At 64.8% G+C, this 15,015-nt stretch carries 18 protein-coding genes; 13 read left to right on the plus strand and 5 right to left on the minus strand.

Annotated elements, in window-relative coordinates; all coding sequences use genetic code 11:
* Positions 1-82 precede the first annotated feature (82 nt).
* The 5 genes from fdx to GV068_RS23275 are packed head-to-tail and all read left to right on the plus strand — an operon-like array spanning position 83 to position 3,283.
* Positions 83-424 carry an ISC system 2Fe-2S type ferredoxin gene (gene fdx, locus GV068_RS23255; RefSeq protein WP_159703604.1) on the plus strand — a complete coding sequence of 114 codons (342 nt, stop codon included), beginning with the start codon at positions 83-85 and terminating at the stop codon, positions 422-424.
* Positions 425-438: 14 nt separating this feature from the next.
* Positions 439-633, plus strand: a complete 195-nt coding sequence (gene iscX / locus GV068_RS23260; protein ID WP_159703607.1) for a Fe-S cluster assembly protein IscX — start codon at positions 439-441, stop codon at positions 631-633.
* A complete protein-coding gene (locus GV068_RS23265) occupies positions 620-1,498 on the plus strand; it encodes an SAM-dependent methyltransferase (RefSeq protein ID WP_159703610.1) in 879 nt (292 codons plus the stop codon). Before iscX ends, GV068_RS23265 begins: the two co-directional genes overlap by 14 nt.
* Positions 1,499-1,505: 7 nt before the next feature.
* On the plus strand, positions 1,506-2,540 hold the full coding sequence (ltaE, locus tag GV068_RS23270; protein ID WP_159703613.1) for a low-specificity L-threonine aldolase: 1,035 nt from the start codon (positions 1,506-1,508) through the stop codon (positions 2,538-2,540).
* 2 nt (positions 2,541-2,542) lie between these two features.
* On the plus strand, positions 2,543-3,283 hold the full coding sequence (locus GV068_RS23275; protein ID WP_373888429.1) for an rRNA pseudouridine synthase: 741 nt from the start codon (positions 2,543-2,545) through the stop codon (positions 3,281-3,283).
* Here GV068_RS23275 and GV068_RS23280 read toward each other — a convergent pair.
* From GV068_RS23280 to GV068_RS23300, 5 genes are all read right to left on the minus strand, one after another.
* Positions 3,280-4,245 (minus strand): SDR family oxidoreductase, encoded by a 966-nt coding sequence (locus GV068_RS23280; RefSeq protein WP_159703619.1) that lies wholly within the window; start codon positions 4,243-4,245, stop codon positions 3,280-3,282. The two genes, GV068_RS23275 and GV068_RS23280, sit on opposite strands and share 4 nt — an antisense overlap.
* Before the next feature lie 96 nt (positions 4,246-4,341).
* A complete protein-coding gene (locus tag GV068_RS23285) occupies positions 4,342-4,818 on the minus strand; it encodes an RDD family protein (protein ID WP_229464443.1) in 477 nt (158 codons plus the stop codon).
* Positions 4,819-4,843: 25 nt separating this feature from the next.
* A complete protein-coding gene (locus GV068_RS23290; RefSeq protein ID WP_159703625.1) occupies positions 4,844-5,602 on the minus strand; it encodes a DUF3106 domain-containing protein in 759 nt (252 codons plus the stop codon).
* Entirely contained in the window at positions 5,599-5,997 is a 399-nt protein-coding gene (locus tag GV068_RS23295; RefSeq protein ID WP_159703627.1) for a DUF3619 family protein, read from the minus strand. The genes GV068_RS23290 and GV068_RS23295 overlap by 4 nt, the downstream gene beginning before the upstream one ends.
* Entirely contained in the window at positions 5,994-6,563 is a 570-nt protein-coding gene (locus GV068_RS23300; RefSeq protein WP_159703630.1) for an RNA polymerase sigma factor, read from the minus strand. Before GV068_RS23300 ends, GV068_RS23295 begins: the two co-directional genes overlap by 4 nt.
* A gap of 212 nt (positions 6,564-6,775) precedes the next feature.
* Between GV068_RS23300 and GV068_RS23305 the strand changes: the two genes are divergently transcribed.
* The 8 genes from GV068_RS23305 to GV068_RS23340 all read left to right on the plus strand — a co-directional run bounded on the left by GV068_RS23305 (position 6,776) and on the right by GV068_RS23340 (position 15,003).
* Positions 6,776-7,651, plus strand: coding sequence for a TauD/TfdA family dioxygenase (locus tag GV068_RS23305; protein WP_159703633.1), 876 nt, complete (start codon positions 6,776-6,778; stop codon positions 7,649-7,651).
* Positions 7,652-7,664: 13 nt separating this feature from the next.
* Complete coding sequence (locus tag GV068_RS23310; protein ID WP_159703636.1) at positions 7,665-8,669, plus strand: ABC transporter substrate-binding protein; 1,005 nt, start codon at positions 7,665-7,667, stop codon at positions 8,667-8,669.
* Between the two features lie 2 nt (positions 8,670-8,671).
* Positions 8,672-9,505: an ABC transporter ATP-binding protein gene (locus GV068_RS23315; RefSeq protein ID WP_159703639.1), complete on the plus strand. Its 834-nt coding sequence runs from the start codon at positions 8,672-8,674 to the stop codon at positions 9,503-9,505.
* Complete coding sequence (locus GV068_RS23320) at positions 9,498-10,364, plus strand: ABC transporter permease (protein WP_159703642.1); 867 nt, start codon at positions 9,498-9,500, stop codon at positions 10,362-10,364. Before GV068_RS23315 ends, GV068_RS23320 begins: the two co-directional genes overlap by 8 nt.
* 397 nt (positions 10,365-10,761) lie before the next feature.
* Positions 10,762-12,489, plus strand: coding sequence for an acetolactate synthase 3 catalytic subunit (locus tag GV068_RS23325; RefSeq protein WP_159703645.1), 1,728 nt, complete (start codon positions 10,762-10,764; stop codon positions 12,487-12,489).
* Positions 12,489-12,980 (plus strand): acetolactate synthase small subunit, encoded by a 492-nt coding sequence (ilvN, locus tag GV068_RS23330; protein WP_027867685.1) that lies wholly within the window; start codon positions 12,489-12,491, stop codon positions 12,978-12,980. Before GV068_RS23325 ends, ilvN begins: the two co-directional genes overlap by 1 nt.
* Positions 12,981-13,027: 47 nt before the next feature.
* A complete protein-coding gene (gene ilvC / locus GV068_RS23335) occupies positions 13,028-14,044 on the plus strand; it encodes a ketol-acid reductoisomerase (protein WP_159703648.1) in 1,017 nt (338 codons plus the stop codon).
* 167 nt (positions 14,045-14,211) lie between these two features.
* On the plus strand, positions 14,212-15,003 hold the full coding sequence (locus tag GV068_RS23340; RefSeq protein ID WP_159703651.1) for an SIMPL domain-containing protein: 792 nt from the start codon (positions 14,212-14,214) through the stop codon (positions 15,001-15,003).
* Positions 15,004-15,015 lie beyond the last annotated feature (12 nt).

Genomic DNA, 15,015 nt, shown 5'->3' on the forward strand with positions numbered 1-15,015 from the left:
AGGTTTCCTGCCCACGCGGTAACGATCACCGCGTGGGCGGCAAGCCGCCCACCCTACGAAAAACATAATACGAGGTTATCAAGTGCCACAAATCGTCATCCTCCCTCATCCAGTCTTCTGCCCTGACGGCGCCGTCCTGGAATCCCCGGCCGGCAAGTCGATCTGCGACGTCCTGCTGGAAAACGACATCGAGATCGAGCACGCCTGCGACCGCGTCTGCGCCTGCACCACCTGCCACGTGATCGTGCGCGAAGGCTTCGATTCGCTGAACGAGCAGGAAGAAAAGGAAGAGGACATGCTGGACAAGGCCTGGGGCCTGGAGCCGAACTCGCGCTTGTCCTGCCAGGCGATCGTCGCCGAGGAAGACCTGGTCGTCGAGATCCCGAAATACACCATCAACCACGCAGCAGAGAAGAACCACTGAGCAGGAGGACTGCCATGAAGTGGACTGACGTCTCGGCCATCGCCGAGGCCCTGTACGAGAAGTATCCGGACGTCGACCCCGCCACCGTGCGCTTCGTCGACCTGCACAACTGGGTCGTCGGTCTCGACGGCTTCGGCGACGACCGCACGCGCGGCGGTGAACGCGTACTGGAAGCCATTCAGGCAGCATGGATCGATGAAGCACGCTAAGCAAACACCCAAACCCACGGCAGCGCCCGAGCTGCCACCGGAGGTCCGTCCCGGCCAGTCGATCGAGCTGCTGAAGGAACTCCACATCCTCACGCGCGACGGCAAACTGAACCAGGACAGCCGCCGCAAGCTCAAGCAGGTCTACCACCTGTACAACTTCATCGAGCCGCTGCTGAAGGATGTCCGCGCCGAGAAGGGGACGGTCTCGCTGGTCGACCACGGCGCCGGCAAATCCTACCTCGGCTTCATCCTGTACGATCTGTTCTTCAAAGGCCTGGAAGACGGCTCGCACATCTACGGCATCGAAACGCGCGAAGAGCTGGTGAGTAAATCGGCCGAGCTGGCGGCGCGCCTGGGCTTCGGCGGCATGTCCTTCCTGCCGCTGTCGGTGGCGGAATCGACTACCTCCGACAAGCTGCCCGAGACGATCGACATCGTCACCGCACTGCACGCCTGTAACACGGCCACCGACGACGCGATCGACTTCGCGCTGAAGAAGAAGGCCAAGCACATGGTGCTCGTGCCGTGCTGCCAGGCCGAAGTGGCGAGCGTGCTGCGCAAGAACAAGGGCAAGGACCTGGGCCGCAGTGCGCTGACCGAGATCTGGCGCCACCCGATCCACACCCGCGAGTTCGGCAGCCAGATCACCAACGTGATGCGCTGCCTGCAGCTGGAAGCGCACGGCTACCAGGTGACCGTGACCGAACTGGTAGGCTGGGAGCACTCGATGAAGAATGAGCTCATCGTGGCGACCTACAAGAACCTGCCGCGCCGCCGCCCGACCGAGCGCCTGCAGGAAGTGATGGCCGAACTGGGCCTCGACGAAATGAAGCAGCGTTTCTACACACCCGTAACTGCAGACTGAGAACGACATGAGCGACATGAACCAGAAGTGGATCGACCTGCGCAGCGACACCGTCACCCAACCTTCCGAAGCCATGCGTGCCGCCATGGCGGCCGCCGACGTCGGCGATGACGTGTACGCCGACGACCCCTCGGTCAACCGCCTGCAGGACTACGCCGCCGACCTGTTCGGCTATGAGGCCGGCATGTTCGCACCGTCGGGCACCCAGACCAACCTGATCGCGCTGATGACCCATTGCGGCCGCGGCGACGAGTACCTGGTCGGCCAGGAAGCGCACACCTACAAATACGAAGGCGGCGGCGCCGCGGTGCTCGGTTCGATCCAGCCGCAGCCGATCGCCAACCAGCCGGACGGCTCGATCTCGCTGTCGGACATCGAGGCCTACATCAAGCCCGACGACATGCACTTCGCGCGCACCCGCCTGCTGGCGCTGGAAAACACCATCGGCGGCCGCGTGCTGTCGCAGGACTACGTGAAGGCAGCGACCGATCTGGCGCACAGCAAGGGCCTGGCCACCCACCTGGACGGCGCCCGCATCGCCAATGCGGCCGTCAAGCAGGGCATCAGCCTGCGCGACGTGGTCAAGGGCTTTGATACCGTCTCGGTCTGCCTGTCGAAGGGCCTGGGTGCACCGGTCGGCTCCGTGCTGCTGGGCCCGAAGGCCTTCATCGAGCAGGGCAAGCGCTGGCGCAAGATGCTGGGCGGCGGCATGCGCCAGGCCGGCGTGCTGGCGGCAGCCGCGCAGTACGCGCTGGAGCACAACGTGCAGCGCCTGGCGGAAGATCACGACAACGCCGCTGCGCTGGCGCGCGGCCTGTCCGAGATTTCGGTGCTGAACGTCGGCACCCCGCAGACCAACATCTTCTGGCTGGACATCCCGGCCGCCGCTTGCGAGCCGCTGCGCCAAGCCCTGGCGCGCGCGCAGATCCGCGCCTCGATCGGCCCGCGTACCCGCCTGGTGACGCACCTGGACGTGAGCGCCGCCGACGTGGCGCGCACCGTCGAGGTGTTCAAGGCCTTCTTCGCTGATTGGCGCGCATGAGCATGGAAAATAAAGCGGACGACGCCATCCGCCTGGCCAAGCGCGTCGCCGCGCAGCTGGGCTGCTCGCGCGCCGAGGCCGAGCGCTACATCGCCGGCGGCGGCGTCAGCGTCGACGGCAAGGTCGTCGAAGACCCCGCCAGCCGCGTCCTGCCGTCGCAGGAGGTGCGCGTGCTGCCGGGTGCATCGGCGGAAGAAGCGCCGCCGGTGACCATCCTGCTGCACAAGCCGGCCGGTTTCAATTCCGGCGTCGGCGCGCGTGGCGAGCCTGCTCTTGGCTGCCTGACGGAGGAATCGCTGGCGCAGGGCCACGGCCAGCCGCGCTTCCTCAAGCGTCATCTGGCCAAACTGACCCTGACCTCGCCGCTGGAAACGGATGCGAGCGGGTTGGTGGTCTTGACCCAGGACTTCCGCGTGACGCGCAAGCTGGTGGAAGAGGGCGAGCGCGTCGAGCAGGAATACATCGTCGACGTCACCGGCACGATCAAGGAAGGCGGCCTGGCGCTGCTGAACCACGGCCTGCATTTCAACGGCAAGCCGATCGCGCCGATGAAGGTCAGCTGGCAGAACGAGCACCGCCTGCGTTTCGCCCTCAAGGGCGTCAAGCCGGGCCTGATCGACCACATGTGCCGCGAAGTGGGCCTGGAGATCGTCGAGATGCGCCGCATCCGCATCGGACGCGTGCCGATGGCCGGCCTGCAGCCAGGCCAGTGGCGCTACCTGCTGGACTACGAGCGCTTCTAGTCCGAGCGCTTGCGCAGCAGCTGCACCCCAAGTAGAGCCGCCAGCGCTACGGCGCCCGCCACCATCGCCTTGTTGGAGGGTTCCGGGCGCCGCTGTCCGCTGTGGATGCCGCTCGCGCCGTGTGATGGCGCGTACAGCGTCCCGCGCGTCTCCGGCACGCGCTCTGCGCGCCTTGCCCACCGGTCCAGGAAGGCGTTCATGCCGGAAGCCACCAGGTTCGGCGTCGCAAAATTCGTCAGCCTGAACAGCAGGGCCGGCGCCCCCACCGCCGAGGTAGGGCGGGGATGGCGCGCCAGGGCGACGACCGCATCCGCCACCTTTTCAGGCGCCAGCACACCCGGTGGATAGGACAGCTTCGCGCCCGTATAGTTGGCGCCGTGGCGGAATCCCGGCGTATCGACGAAGGTCGGATACACGTCGCACACGTGGATGTTCGGCCGCTTGCCCAGTTCGGCGCGCAGGGCCTCGCTGAAGCCGCGCAGGCCGTACTTGCTGGCTGTGTAGGCCGCGGCGTAAGGGGAGGCGACGAAACCGCCGACCGAGATCATGTTGACCCAGATCCCGCGATCCTGCTCGAGGAAGATCGGCATCACCGCGTGGGCGTCGTTCATGTGGGTGATGAGGTTGGTCTCGATCACGCGCCGGTGGTCGCTCATCGGCACTTCGGCATATTTGCCGACCGCGCCGGCGCCGACATTGCTGAACCACAGGTCAATCCTGCCCAGGATAGCGCGCGCCTTGCGGGCGAAGTCGGCGACCGCGTCGGCGTCGATCGCATCCACCACCAGCGCCTCGGCCACGCCGCCGGCTTCGCGGCAACGGCGCGCCACGTCGTCCAGGCCTTCCTTGCCGCGCGCGCCGAGCACCAGCCGGGCGCCTTCACGCGCAAAGGCGACGGCCGTCGCGGCGCCGATGCCGCTCGATGCGCCCATGATGACGACGCGGATGTTTGATAGCTCCATGGCTCACCTTTCTTCAAGATGGATATCTGAAGCCTGCGATTATTCCGGTGTTTTTGCCCTTGCCGCGTTCGAATGCCACGCAGCAAGAGGAGCCGCTTAGCGCTTGGCCTTTTTCGGCAGCGCGATCAGGAGCGTCCCGGCCAGGCGGTCATGGAGGAACTGGCGGTCCCTGTCGAACAGCGCAGTCATCGCCCAGGGCACGATCCCGATCGCGAGCGCGATCCCAATCTGGCCGGGCTTGTGCAGGCCGAAGGCCCAGCACACGGCCAACGCGGGCGCGAACCAGCCCCAGGCGAGCACGTAGCGCAGCAGCGCCGTCCTGAACGGCAGCTTGTGGTGGCCGGGCTTGACCACCTTCATGCGCCAGGTCTTCATGGCCAGCGTATGGCCGCTGTCGATCCAGCACCACATGAAGTAGGCGCCGGCGACGCCGATCAGCCACAGGTTCATGCCGAACTTGGCCAGCGGGTGCTGGCTGTTCAGGGTCAGCAGCATGTACAGCCCGATCGCGAACGCGCCCACCGCGAACAGGCAGAAGGCCTCGTACACCATCGCCATCAGGCGGCGCCGCACGCTCGGCGTCTCGACCCTCGCCGTCTTAGTTGGTGGCGTTGCTGGCGCTGCTTGGGCTGCTGGCATTGGGGGCATTCTGGACGGAAGGGGCGGCGGTGGCAGAGGCGGCTGGGTTAGATGCCGGCGCTGCGGCGGGCGGCGCCGGGGTGGGACTGGCGGCCGTGGCAGGGGCCGCCGGCGTGGGCAACATGCACGAGAGGCCGCGGCGGACGGCGCCCGGCGGGCAGCTGGTCGGCGCGGCGATGACGGGCGAATGCGGCAATGCGGGCGCCCCCGGCGCTGCGCCGGCGCGGGCCAGGCGACGCTTTTCTTCCTCGGACAGCTGCTTGTAGCTCTCCCAGGTCGCGGCTTTCTGGCCGGGATCGAGCTTGCGGGTCTTGTTGAAGTTTTCGCGCGCCAGGTTGCGCTGTGCGGGCGTGAGGCGCATCCACTGGCGCATGCGCTCGTGCACGCGCTGCTGCTCGGCCGGGGTCATGGAGGCGAAGCGGGCCGACAGTTCGAGCCAGCGGCGCTTGCGCATGCCGTCCAGGCCATCCCATTCGGGCTGCAGTGGCTTGAGCGCGGCCTGCTGGGAGCGCGTCAGTTCGCGCCAGAGCGGCTTGTCGAGGGTCTTGGCGGGTGGCTTGGCGCCGGCAGCGGTCGTCGGAGGGCTGCCTGCGCCGCGGGCGGCAGGCGCGGTGGATTCGGACCGGTTGTAGACCGCCCAGGTCGCAGCCCCGGCAATCAAGACCGCTGCCGCAGTTGCAACAACGGCGATGCGGGGCTTCGGCGCGGTTTTCGTCATTGCTGGCGCTGTTGCGACTCCACGTAGGCGTTGAAGCCATGGTCGAGGTACGCGGTCAGCGGCAGCTCGTCGGCCAGCACGGCGGCGTCGATTTCGGCCATCGCGGCCAGGCGCTGCTGCTGCTCGTACTGGTACACGCCGCCCATGCCGATGACCAGCGCCAGCATCGGGACCGCAACGGCGATGCGCGCCAGTGCCGGGCCGGTGAAGAGGGCATTGAAGTCGAACAGCGGGCGCTTGCCGGCTTTGACGGGCGCCGCGTCAGGCTTCTTGCGTGACAAGGCGAGCGCGCGTGCCGCAGCCAGCCGCTCGGTTGTCGAAACCGGCAGCGCGTCGAGGTTCTCGTTCAGGGCATGGCGTATCTTGTACGCCAGGTTGATGTCGTCCGTGTTCATAGCTTGATTCCCTTGGCCTTGAGCGCCTCGGCGAGGGCGTGGGTTGCGCGGGAACAGTGCGTTTTTACGCTTCCCTCGGAGCAACCCATCGCTTCGGCCGTCTCGGCCACGTCCATATCCTGCCAGTAACGCATGAGGAAGGCTTCCCGTTGACGCGCTGGGAGCTTTTCCACTTCTTCTTCGATCAGGCGCAAGGTTTGGGCGCGCTCGAACTGATCGGCACTCGACTCGGCGGCAGCCGTTCCTTCCTCCGCTTCATAGGAAGAAAGTATATCAAATTCCTCATCGTCTCCCTCCTGCCGGCTGAAGCCCCCAAAGAGGCTGACCCAGGTATTCCGGACCTTTTCGCGGCGGAAGTAATCGAGGATGGTGGTCTGCAGGATGCGCTGGAACAGCATCGGCAGTTCGGCGGCCGGCTTGTCGCCGTATTTTTCGGCCAGCTTGATCATCGCATCCTGCACGATGTCCAGCGCCGATTCGTCCTTGCGGACCGCATACACCGCCTGCTTGAACGCACGCCGTTCGACATTCGCAAGGAAGTCGTTGAGTTCTTTGTCTGTGGCCATGCGTTGTTGGAAGGGCGCTTGATGCGAATGCCGTAAGGAAAACTATCGAATCCTAGCAAAAAACCATGTTTCACGCATCGAAATCGCGCATTGCTTACTTAGTGGGCACCTTCTAGGCTGTCAAAAAACGCAGGAGCTTAGTCGAAATGATTCGTTGTTGAGGCAGTTGTGCGTGGCTATTCTGGAATCAGGTTCACTCAAGCTTAGCCATCATGCCGCTCGATTCGCCCCGCCAGGATTTCGACATCCGCCCCCTCGTCAACCAGCCGCTCGGCGCCGAAGTGCTCGGGCTCGACCTCGGCCGCCCGCTCGGCGAGGAGGATTTCCGCCGCCTGCACCGCGCCCACCTGGACCACCACGTGCTGGTGTTCCGCGACCAGTCCATCACCCCGGCCGAGCAGGTGGCCTTCAGCCGCCGCTTCGGCCCGCTGCAGATCCACGTGCTGCGCCAGTTCCAGCTGCCCGAGCAGGAAGAAGTGCTGGTGATTTCGAACATCCGCGAAAACGGCCAGCCGATCGGCCTGGGCGACGCCGGCCATTTCTGGCACTCGGACCTGTCGTACAAGGCGGTGCCGAGCCTGGGTTCGATGCTGCACGCGCAGGAGCTGCCGACGGAGGGCGGCGACACCCTGTTCGCCAACCAGCACGCAGCCTACGACGCGCTGCCGGAGCGGCTCAAGCGCGAGATCGAGGATCTGCAGGCCGAGCATAGCTACCTGGCGAAATACGAAGAATTGCGCCAGCGCAACCCGTGGCGGCCGAAGCTGACCCAGGAGCAGATCGACGAGGTGGTGCCGGCCGTGCACAAGGTGGTGCGCACCCATCCGGAGACCGGCCGCCGCGCCCTGTTCGTGAGCGAGCACTTCACTACCTGCATCGTCGGCCTGCCGGAAGAGCGCAGCCGCGCGCTGCTCGATGAGCTGTTCGCCCACAGCACCCGCCCGGAATTCGTCTACCGCCACCAGTGGCAGCCGAAAGACATGGTGTTCTGGGACAACCGCTCGCTGATGCACCTGGCGACCGCGTTCCCGCAAGAGCAGCGCCGCAAGCTCTACCGCACGACCATCGAGGGCGACGTCCCTTTCTGAACCGGAAAATAACATGACGCTAAAAATGAAATTCGTGGCCGCTGCGGCCGCGCTGGCCCTCGGCGTGTCCTCGACCGCCCAGGCTGAAGGCAAGATCCGCATCGCCGAGCAGTTCGGCATCGTCTACCTGCTGCTGAACGTGGCGCAGGACCAGAAGCTGATCGAGAAGCACGGCAAGAAGCAGGGCGTCGACATCGACGTCGACTGGGTCAAGCTGTCGGGCGGCTCGGCCGTCAATGACGCGCTGCTGTCGGGCTCGATCGACGTGGCCGGCGCCGGCCTGGGGCCGCTGTTCACCATCTGGGACCGCACCGCCGGCCGCCAGAACGTGCGCGCGGTGGCCTCCCTGGGCAACTTCCCGTATTACCTGGTCAGCACCAACCCGGCGGTGAAAAGCATCGCCGACTTCAGCCAGAAGGACCGTATCGCGCTGCCGGCCGTGACGGTGTCGGTGCAGGCGCGCATCCTGCAGATGGCCGCCGCCAAGCAGTGGGGCAAGGCCGAGTTCAAGAAGCTCGACCCGATCACCCAGACCGTACCGCACCCGGACGCGGCGGCCGCGCTGATCGCCGGCAAGACCGAGCTGAACGCCCACTTCGGCAATCCACCCTTCCAGGAGCAGGAACTGGCCGGCAATCCGGCAGCGCACATCGTGCTCAACTCCTATGAGGTGCTGGGCGGCCCGAGCTCGGCCACCGTGCTGTACGCCACCGAAAAGTACGTCAAGGAGAACCCGAAGACCTACCGCGCCTTCATCGACGCCCTGGTGGAAGCGGCGCAGCTGGCCTCCAGCAACCCGGAAGCGGCGGCGGACGCCTACCTGCGCGTCAACAAGGGCAATATCGACCGCAATCTCCTGATCAAGGTGATCAAGAACCCGCAGGTGCAGTTCAAGGTGGCGCCGCAGAATACCCTCGGGCTAGCGCAGTTCCTGCACGAAGTCGGTGCGATCAAGACCAAGCCGGCCAGCTGGCGCGACTACTTCTTCGCCCATCCGGCACTGGATAAGGGAAGCTGATCATGAGCCCGCTGAACCTGGTGCCGCCGTCCGAGCCATTGCTGCGGGCCGAGCACGTCACGCTCGAGTACCGGGGCGAGCGCGGCATCGTGCGCGCCACCGAGGACGTCAGCTTCGACGTGCACCGCGGCGACCGCTTCGTGCTGCTGGGGCCGTCCGGCTGCGGCAAGTCGACCCTGCTGAAAGCGGTGGGCGGTTTCATCGCGCCGCAGGCGGGCAGCTTGAGGCTGGACGGCAAGGCGATCACCCGGCCGGGTCCGGACCGGATCGTCGTGTTCCAGGAGTTCGACCAGCTGCCGCCCTGGAAGACCGTGCGCGAAAACGTCATGTTCCCGATGCTCGCCAGCGACGTGAAGCGCAAGGAGGCGGACCAGCGCGCGCGTCACTGGCTCGGCAAGGTCGGGCTGGCGCGCTTTACGGATGCCTATCCGCACACGCTGTCGGGCGGGATGAAGGCGCGCGTGGCAATTGCGCGGGCGCTGGCGATGCAGCCGTCCATCCTGCTGATGGACGAGCCTTTCGCGGCGCTCGATGCGCTGACCCGCCGCACCATGCAGGAAGAGCTGCAGGCGCTGTGGGACGAGATTGGTTTCACCATGCTGTTCGTGACGCACTCGATCGAGGAAGCGCTGGTGGTGGGCAACCGCATCCTGCTGCTGTCGCCGCACCCGGGGCGGGTGAGGGCGGAGCTTAACAGTCATCAATTCAGTCTCGCCAGCGCGGGCAGCGCGGAATTCCAGGCGGCGACGCAGCGGATCCATGGATTGTTGTTTGGTGACGGTGGCGACCGCGTGGGCGGGGAATCCGCCCACCCTACGGGAGTGGCACATGGTTAATCCGCCAATCCGGCCTGAGTACGTCCTCGATGTTCCGCTATCGGCGCCTCGATCGGTACCGTCGATTCCTCAAGCACCCACGTTCACCCTGCCGGACCTCGCCTGGCTGCGCAAGCTCCTGATCCTGCTCGCCATCGCGGTCATCTGGGAAGCGCTGGCGCGCTGGTTCGACAACGATTTGCTGCTGCCCGGCGCCATCCAGACCGGCAAGGCCTTTGCCGCAGGTGTCGCTTCGGGCGAGCTGTGGGGCTATGTGAGCGTCTCGCTGAAGGTGCTGACCCAGGGCTTCGTACTCGGCGTCGGCGGCGCCTTCCTGCTGACCTGGCTGGCGGTCTCGGGCAAGGTCGGCCGCGAGCTGATCGATACCCTGGCCTCGATGTTCAACCCGCTGCCGGCAATCGCGCTGCTGCCGCTGGCGCTGCTGTGGTTCGGCCTGGGCAAGGGCAGCCTGCTGATGGTGCTCGTCCACTCCGTGCTGTGGCCGCTGACCCTGAACGCCACCGCGGGCTTCCGCTCGGTGCCCGACACCCTGCGTATGGCCGGCCGCAACTACGGACTGGGCGGTTTGTGCATGGTGCTGCAGATCCTGATCCCGGCCGCCTTGCCCTCGATCCTGTCCGGCCTGAAGATCGGCTGGGCTTTTGCATGGCGCACCCTGATCGCTGCTGAGTTGGTTTTTGGTAGCACCTCGGGGCAGGGTGGACTGGGCTGGTACATCTTCCAGAGCCGCAACGAACTCTTCACCGACAAGGTCTTCGCCGGCCTGGCCGCCGTCATCCTCATTGGGCTGGCTGTCGAACACATCGTGTTCCAGACCCTGGAGCGCTTCACCATCCGCCGCTGGGGCATGCAGCGCTAGCCCCACCGTGTTGCCGCACCATTTTGGTTCAATAAAAATAATCTTCTTTATGCCCTTGACCAAAATGGTGCAACGCAGTAATGTGTTCCAACGCTTTGCATCCCCAAAGCTCTCCGGTCACCCGGTTACGGCCCACAAGCCATCTCCGGACTGACGCGCTTTCATTTGTAGGCAGTTTGCTCCGACCCGCGCCAAAAGCGCGAGAGATGCACAAGAACGCCACAAACACTCAAGCCGAACGAGTTGCGCCCAGCGCCCGTGCGTAAGGTCCCTACGGTGACCCGAAGCACAGTCGCGACCGCAGAGAGAAGGGACGCATGAGGGTTGTTGCGCACTTGGCACCTCGTTAGGAACGGGCATCCGATCAAATTCCCATTGGGTCTTGAAAGGAATGAACATGAATAACGAAACATCAGCCCCGATCACGGGTGCTGAAATTGTGGTGCGTTGTCTCGCGGAAGAGGGCGTCAAGCACGTCTTCGGTTATCCCGGCGGGGCAGTCCTCTATATCTACGACGCCATCTTCAAACAGGACAAGTTCCAGCACGTCCTGGTCCGTCACGAACAGGCCGCGGTCCACGCCGCAGACGCCTATTCGCGCAGCTCCAACACCGTCGGCGTCGCCCTCGTGACCTCCGGTCCGGGCGTGACCAATGCCGTCACCGGCCTCTCGACGGCCTACATGGATTCGATCCCGATGGTCGTGATTTCCGGCCAGGTGCCGAGTCATGCGATCGGCCAGGATGCCTTCCAGGAATGCGATACCGTCGGTATCACCCGCCCGGTGGTCAAGCACAACTTCCTGGTCAAGGACGTCAAGGAACTGGCATCGACCATCAAGAAAGCCTTCTTTATCGCCCGTACCGGCCGCCCCGGCCCCGTGCTGGTCGATATCCCGAAGGACATCAGCATGCACAAGTGCGTGTACGACTACCCTCGCGAGATCGAGATGCGTTCGTACAAGCCGGTCGACAAGGGCCATGCCGGCCAGATCCGCAAGGCCGTGCAGCTGCTGCAGCAGGCCGAGCGCCCGATGATCTATGCGGGCGGCGGCGTCATCCTGGCGAACGCCTCGAATGAGCTGAACCGCATGGTCGAGAAGACCGGCTTCCCGGTCACGAACACGCTGATGGGCCTGGGCGCCTCGCGCTCGTCCAGCCCGCATTTCGTCGGCATGCCGGGCATGCACGGCACCTACGAAGCGAACATGGCGATGCAACACTGCGACGTCCTGATCGCCATCGGCGCCCGTTTTGATGACCGCGTGATCGGCAACCCGAAACACTTCGCCTCCAACCCGCGCAAGATCATCCACATCGACATCGACCCATCGTCGATCTCGAAGCGCGTGAAGGTCGACATTCCGATCGTCGGCAACGTCAAGGACGTGCTGGTCGAGCTGCTGTCGCAGCTGGACGCCAGCCCGGCGCAGCCGAACGCCAACGCGCTGCAAGCCTGGTGGAAGCAGATCGCCGAGTGGCGCGGCAAGGAATGCCTGGCCTATGCGCCATCCAATGAACTGATCAAGCCGCAGTCGGTGATCGAGCAGCTGCACCGCGTGACGGACGGCGACGCCTTCATCACCTCGGACGTCGGCCAGCACCAGATGTGGGCCGCGCAGTACTACGGCTTCGACAAGCCGCGCCGCTGGATCAACTCGGGCGGCCTGGGCACCATGGGCGTCGGCCTGCCGTACGCGATGGGCGTGCAGATGGCGAACCCGGATGCGACCGTCGCCTGCGTCACCGGCGAGGGCTCGATCCAGATGTGCATCCAGGAGCTCGCGACCTGCAAGCAGTATCACCTGACCCCGAAGATCATCCTGCTGAACAACCGCTTCCTCGGCATGGTCCGCCAGTGGCAGCAGATCGACTACGGCTCGCGCTATTCCGAGTCCTATATGGATTCGCTGCCGGACTTCGAGAAGCTGGCGGAGGCCTATGGCCACGTCGGCATGCGCATCGAGAAGCCGGGCGACGTCGAGGGTTCGCTGCGCGAGGCCTTCGCCATGAAGGACCGCCTGGTGTTCATGAACTTCATCACCGACCAGAGCGAGAACGTCTGGCCGATGGTCAAGGCCGGCAAGGGCCTGAATGAAATGCTGCTCGGCTCGGAGGACCTGTAATGCGACACATCATTTCCGTCCTCCTCGAGAACGAAGCCGGCGCCCTGTCGCGCGTGGTGGGCCTGTTCTCGGCGCGCGGCTACAACATCGAAACCCTGACCGTGGCCCCGACCGAAGACGCGACCCTGTCGCGCATGACCATCGTGACCAGCGGCTCGGACGACATCATCGAGCAGATCACCAAGCACCTGAACCGCCTGATCGAGGTGGTGAAGGTGGTCGATCTCACCGAAGGGCAGCACATCGAGCGCGAGCTCATGCTCATCAAGGTGCGGGCGGTCGGCAAGGAGCGCGAAGAAATGAAGCGCACCGCCGACATCTTCCGCGGCCGGATCATCGACGTGACCGAAAAGACCTACACGATCGAGCTGACCGGCGCCAAGAGCAAGCTGGATGCCTTCATCGACGCCATCGACCGCGCCTCCATCCTCGAGACCGTCCGTACCGGCGGCTCCGGCATCGGCCGCGGCGAACGCATCCTCAAAGTCTGATACGCGAAGCAAATCGCACCCAATACATTAAAAATTAAGGAATGATCATGAAAGTTTTCTACGACAAAGACTGCGACCTCTCCCTCATCAAAGGCAAGAACGTCGCCATCATCGGCTACGGCTCGCAGGGTCACGCCCACGCGCAGAACCTCTCCGAATCCGGTGTCAACGTCACCGTCGGCCTGCGCCGCGGCGGCGCGTCCTGGAACAAGGTCGAAGCGGCCGGCCTGAAGGTGGCGGAAGTCGATGAAGCCGTGAAAAACGCCGACGTCATCATGATCCTGCTGCCGGACGAGAACATCGCCGAGGTCTACAAGAACAACGTCGAACCGAACGCGAAGCAGGGCGCCGCGCTGGCCTTCGCCCACGGCTTCAACGTGCATTATGGCCAGGTGGTGCCGCGCGCCGACCTCGACGTCATCATGATCGCCCCGAAAGCGCCGGGCCACACCGTGCGCGGCACCTATCGCCAGGGCGGCGGCGTGCCGCACCTGGTCGCGGTCTACCAGGACAAATCCGGCTCGGCGCGCGACATCGCGCTGTCCTACGCCATGGCCAACGGCGGCGGCCGCGCCGGCATCATCGAGACCAACTTCCGCGAAGAGACCGAGACCGACCTGTTCGGCGAGCAGGCCGTACTGTGCGGCGGCGCCGTCGAGCTGATCAAGGCAGGCTTCGAAACCCTGACCGAGGCGGGTTACGCACCGGAAATGGCCTACTTCGAGTGCCTGCACGAACTGAAGCTGATCGTCGACCTGATCTACGAAGGCGGCATCGCCAACATGAACTACTCGATCTCGAACAACGCGGAATACGGCGAGTACGTCACCGGCCCGAAAGTCGTCACCTCGGCCACCAAGGATGCGATGCGCCAGTGCCTGAAGGACATCCAGACCGGCGAGTACGCGAAGAGCTTCATCCTCGAGAACAAGGCCGGCGCCCCGACCCTGATCTCGCGCCGCCGCCTGACCGCCGAGCACCCGATCGAGGAAGTCGGTGCCAAGCTGCGCGCGATGATGCCGTGGATCGCGAAGAACAAGCTGGTCGACCAGTCGAAAAACTAAGCTCTACCCGCGGGGCACGGCGAGATCCGTGCCCCGCGACAATTCGAGACAGGTGTTTCTCCCAAGGCTCAGTTGCAACGATCCATTACAAAATCACGATACAAGTTGCTGGGCCGGTATCGTATAAGTGACGCGGACATCCGTCGTAACTTACTGGAGAACAATAAATGAAGATCTCGAAACCGCTCATCGCCGCCGCATTGGTGCTCGCATTCCAGGCCCATGCGCAGACCGTCCCCGCCGCGCCCGAGGGCCCGGGCAGGGTATCGACCGCCGGGACGCTGGTCGTGGTGCCGGCCTTCGGCGAAGTGAAGCATGCCAACGACCAGGCCACCGTTACCTTCGCCGTCGAAGAGCACGACAAGGACAAGAATGCCGCTGCGGCGCGCGTGAACCGCAAGATGAAGGAGGGAACCGAGATCGTGCGCCGCGCCGATCCGAAGGCCGAGCTCAAGACCATGGGTTACTACACCTACCCGGTTTACCCCGAAGTACCGCCGATGCCGCAGCCGGCATCCGTGGCGCCGGTGAAGCCGGTGCCGATCGCCTGGCGCGTCGGCCAGTACCTGGAAGTGAAGACGAGCAACCTGGCTGATCTGCCGAAGACCGCCGCCGCCGCCCAGAAAGTTCTGCAGATCAATAATGTGAGCTTCGGCCTGAGCCCGGAACTGGAAAAGCGCCTGGACGACCAGCGTATCGCCGCCACCTACCGCAACCTGAACGAGCGCATGGCCTCGATCGCCAACGCGATGGGGCGCTCGCTGCGCACAGCCGTGATCGAGACGGTCGATTTCGAGGGATCGGGCAATTACGCGGGCGATGGGCAGGCTGCGCCGGCGCCGATGATGATGCGGGCCAGCGCCATGAAGGAAGCGGCGGACCAGATGCCGGAACCGAGCTTCGAACCGGGAGAAACGACCCTGCAGATGCGTCTGGTAGGAAAGGTGCGATTCAAGTAAGCATAGCGATTC

The organism is Massilia sp. 9I (assembly GCF_902506415.1).
In the GTDB taxonomy this organism is placed as follows: domain Bacteria; phylum Pseudomonadota; class Gammaproteobacteria; order Burkholderiales; family Burkholderiaceae_D; genus Telluria.

Excerpts from the sequence above, each read along its gene's own strand:
- iscX (WP_159703607.1), top strand. The coding sequence starts at position 439 with ATGAAGTGGACTGACGTCTCGGCCATCGCCGAGGCCCTGTACGAGAAG.
- GV068_RS23265 (WP_159703610.1), top strand. The coding sequence starts at position 620 with ATGAAGCACGCTAAGCAAACACCCAAACCCACGGCAGCGCCCGAGCTG.
- ltaE (WP_159703613.1), top strand. The coding sequence starts at position 1,506 with ATGAGCGACATGAACCAGAAGTGGATCGACCTGCGCAGCGACACCGTC.
- GV068_RS23275 (WP_373888429.1), top strand. The coding sequence starts at position 2,543 with ATGGAAAATAAAGCGGACGACGCCATCCGCCTGGCCAAGCGCGTCGCC.
- GV068_RS23280 (WP_159703619.1), bottom strand. The coding sequence starts at position 4,245 with ATGGAGCTATCAAACATCCGCGTCGTCATCATGGGCGCATCGAGCGGC.
- GV068_RS23290 (WP_159703625.1), bottom strand. The coding sequence starts at position 5,602 with ATGACGAAAACCGCGCCGAAGCCCCGCATCGCCGTTGTTGCAACTGCG.
- GV068_RS23295 (WP_159703627.1), bottom strand. The coding sequence starts at position 5,997 with ATGAACACGGACGACATCAACCTGGCGTACAAGATACGCCATGCCCTG.
- GV068_RS23300 (WP_159703630.1), bottom strand. The coding sequence starts at position 6,563 with ATGGCCACAGACAAAGAACTCAACGACTTCCTTGCGAATGTCGAACGG.
- GV068_RS23305 (WP_159703633.1), top strand. The coding sequence starts at position 6,776 with ATGCCGCTCGATTCGCCCCGCCAGGATTTCGACATCCGCCCCCTCGTC.
- GV068_RS23310 (WP_159703636.1), top strand. The coding sequence starts at position 7,665 with ATGACGCTAAAAATGAAATTCGTGGCCGCTGCGGCCGCGCTGGCCCTC.
- GV068_RS23315 (WP_159703639.1), top strand. The coding sequence starts at position 8,672 with ATGAGCCCGCTGAACCTGGTGCCGCCGTCCGAGCCATTGCTGCGGGCC.
- GV068_RS23320 (WP_159703642.1), top strand. The coding sequence starts at position 9,498 with ATGGTTAATCCGCCAATCCGGCCTGAGTACGTCCTCGATGTTCCGCTA.
- GV068_RS23325 (WP_159703645.1), top strand. The coding sequence starts at position 10,762 with ATGAATAACGAAACATCAGCCCCGATCACGGGTGCTGAAATTGTGGTG.
- ilvN (WP_027867685.1), top strand. The coding sequence starts at position 12,489 with ATGCGACACATCATTTCCGTCCTCCTCGAGAACGAAGCCGGCGCCCTG.
- ilvC (WP_159703648.1), top strand. The coding sequence starts at position 13,028 with ATGAAAGTTTTCTACGACAAAGACTGCGACCTCTCCCTCATCAAAGGC.
- GV068_RS23340 (WP_159703651.1), top strand. The coding sequence starts at position 14,212 with ATGAAGATCTCGAAACCGCTCATCGCCGCCGCATTGGTGCTCGCATTC.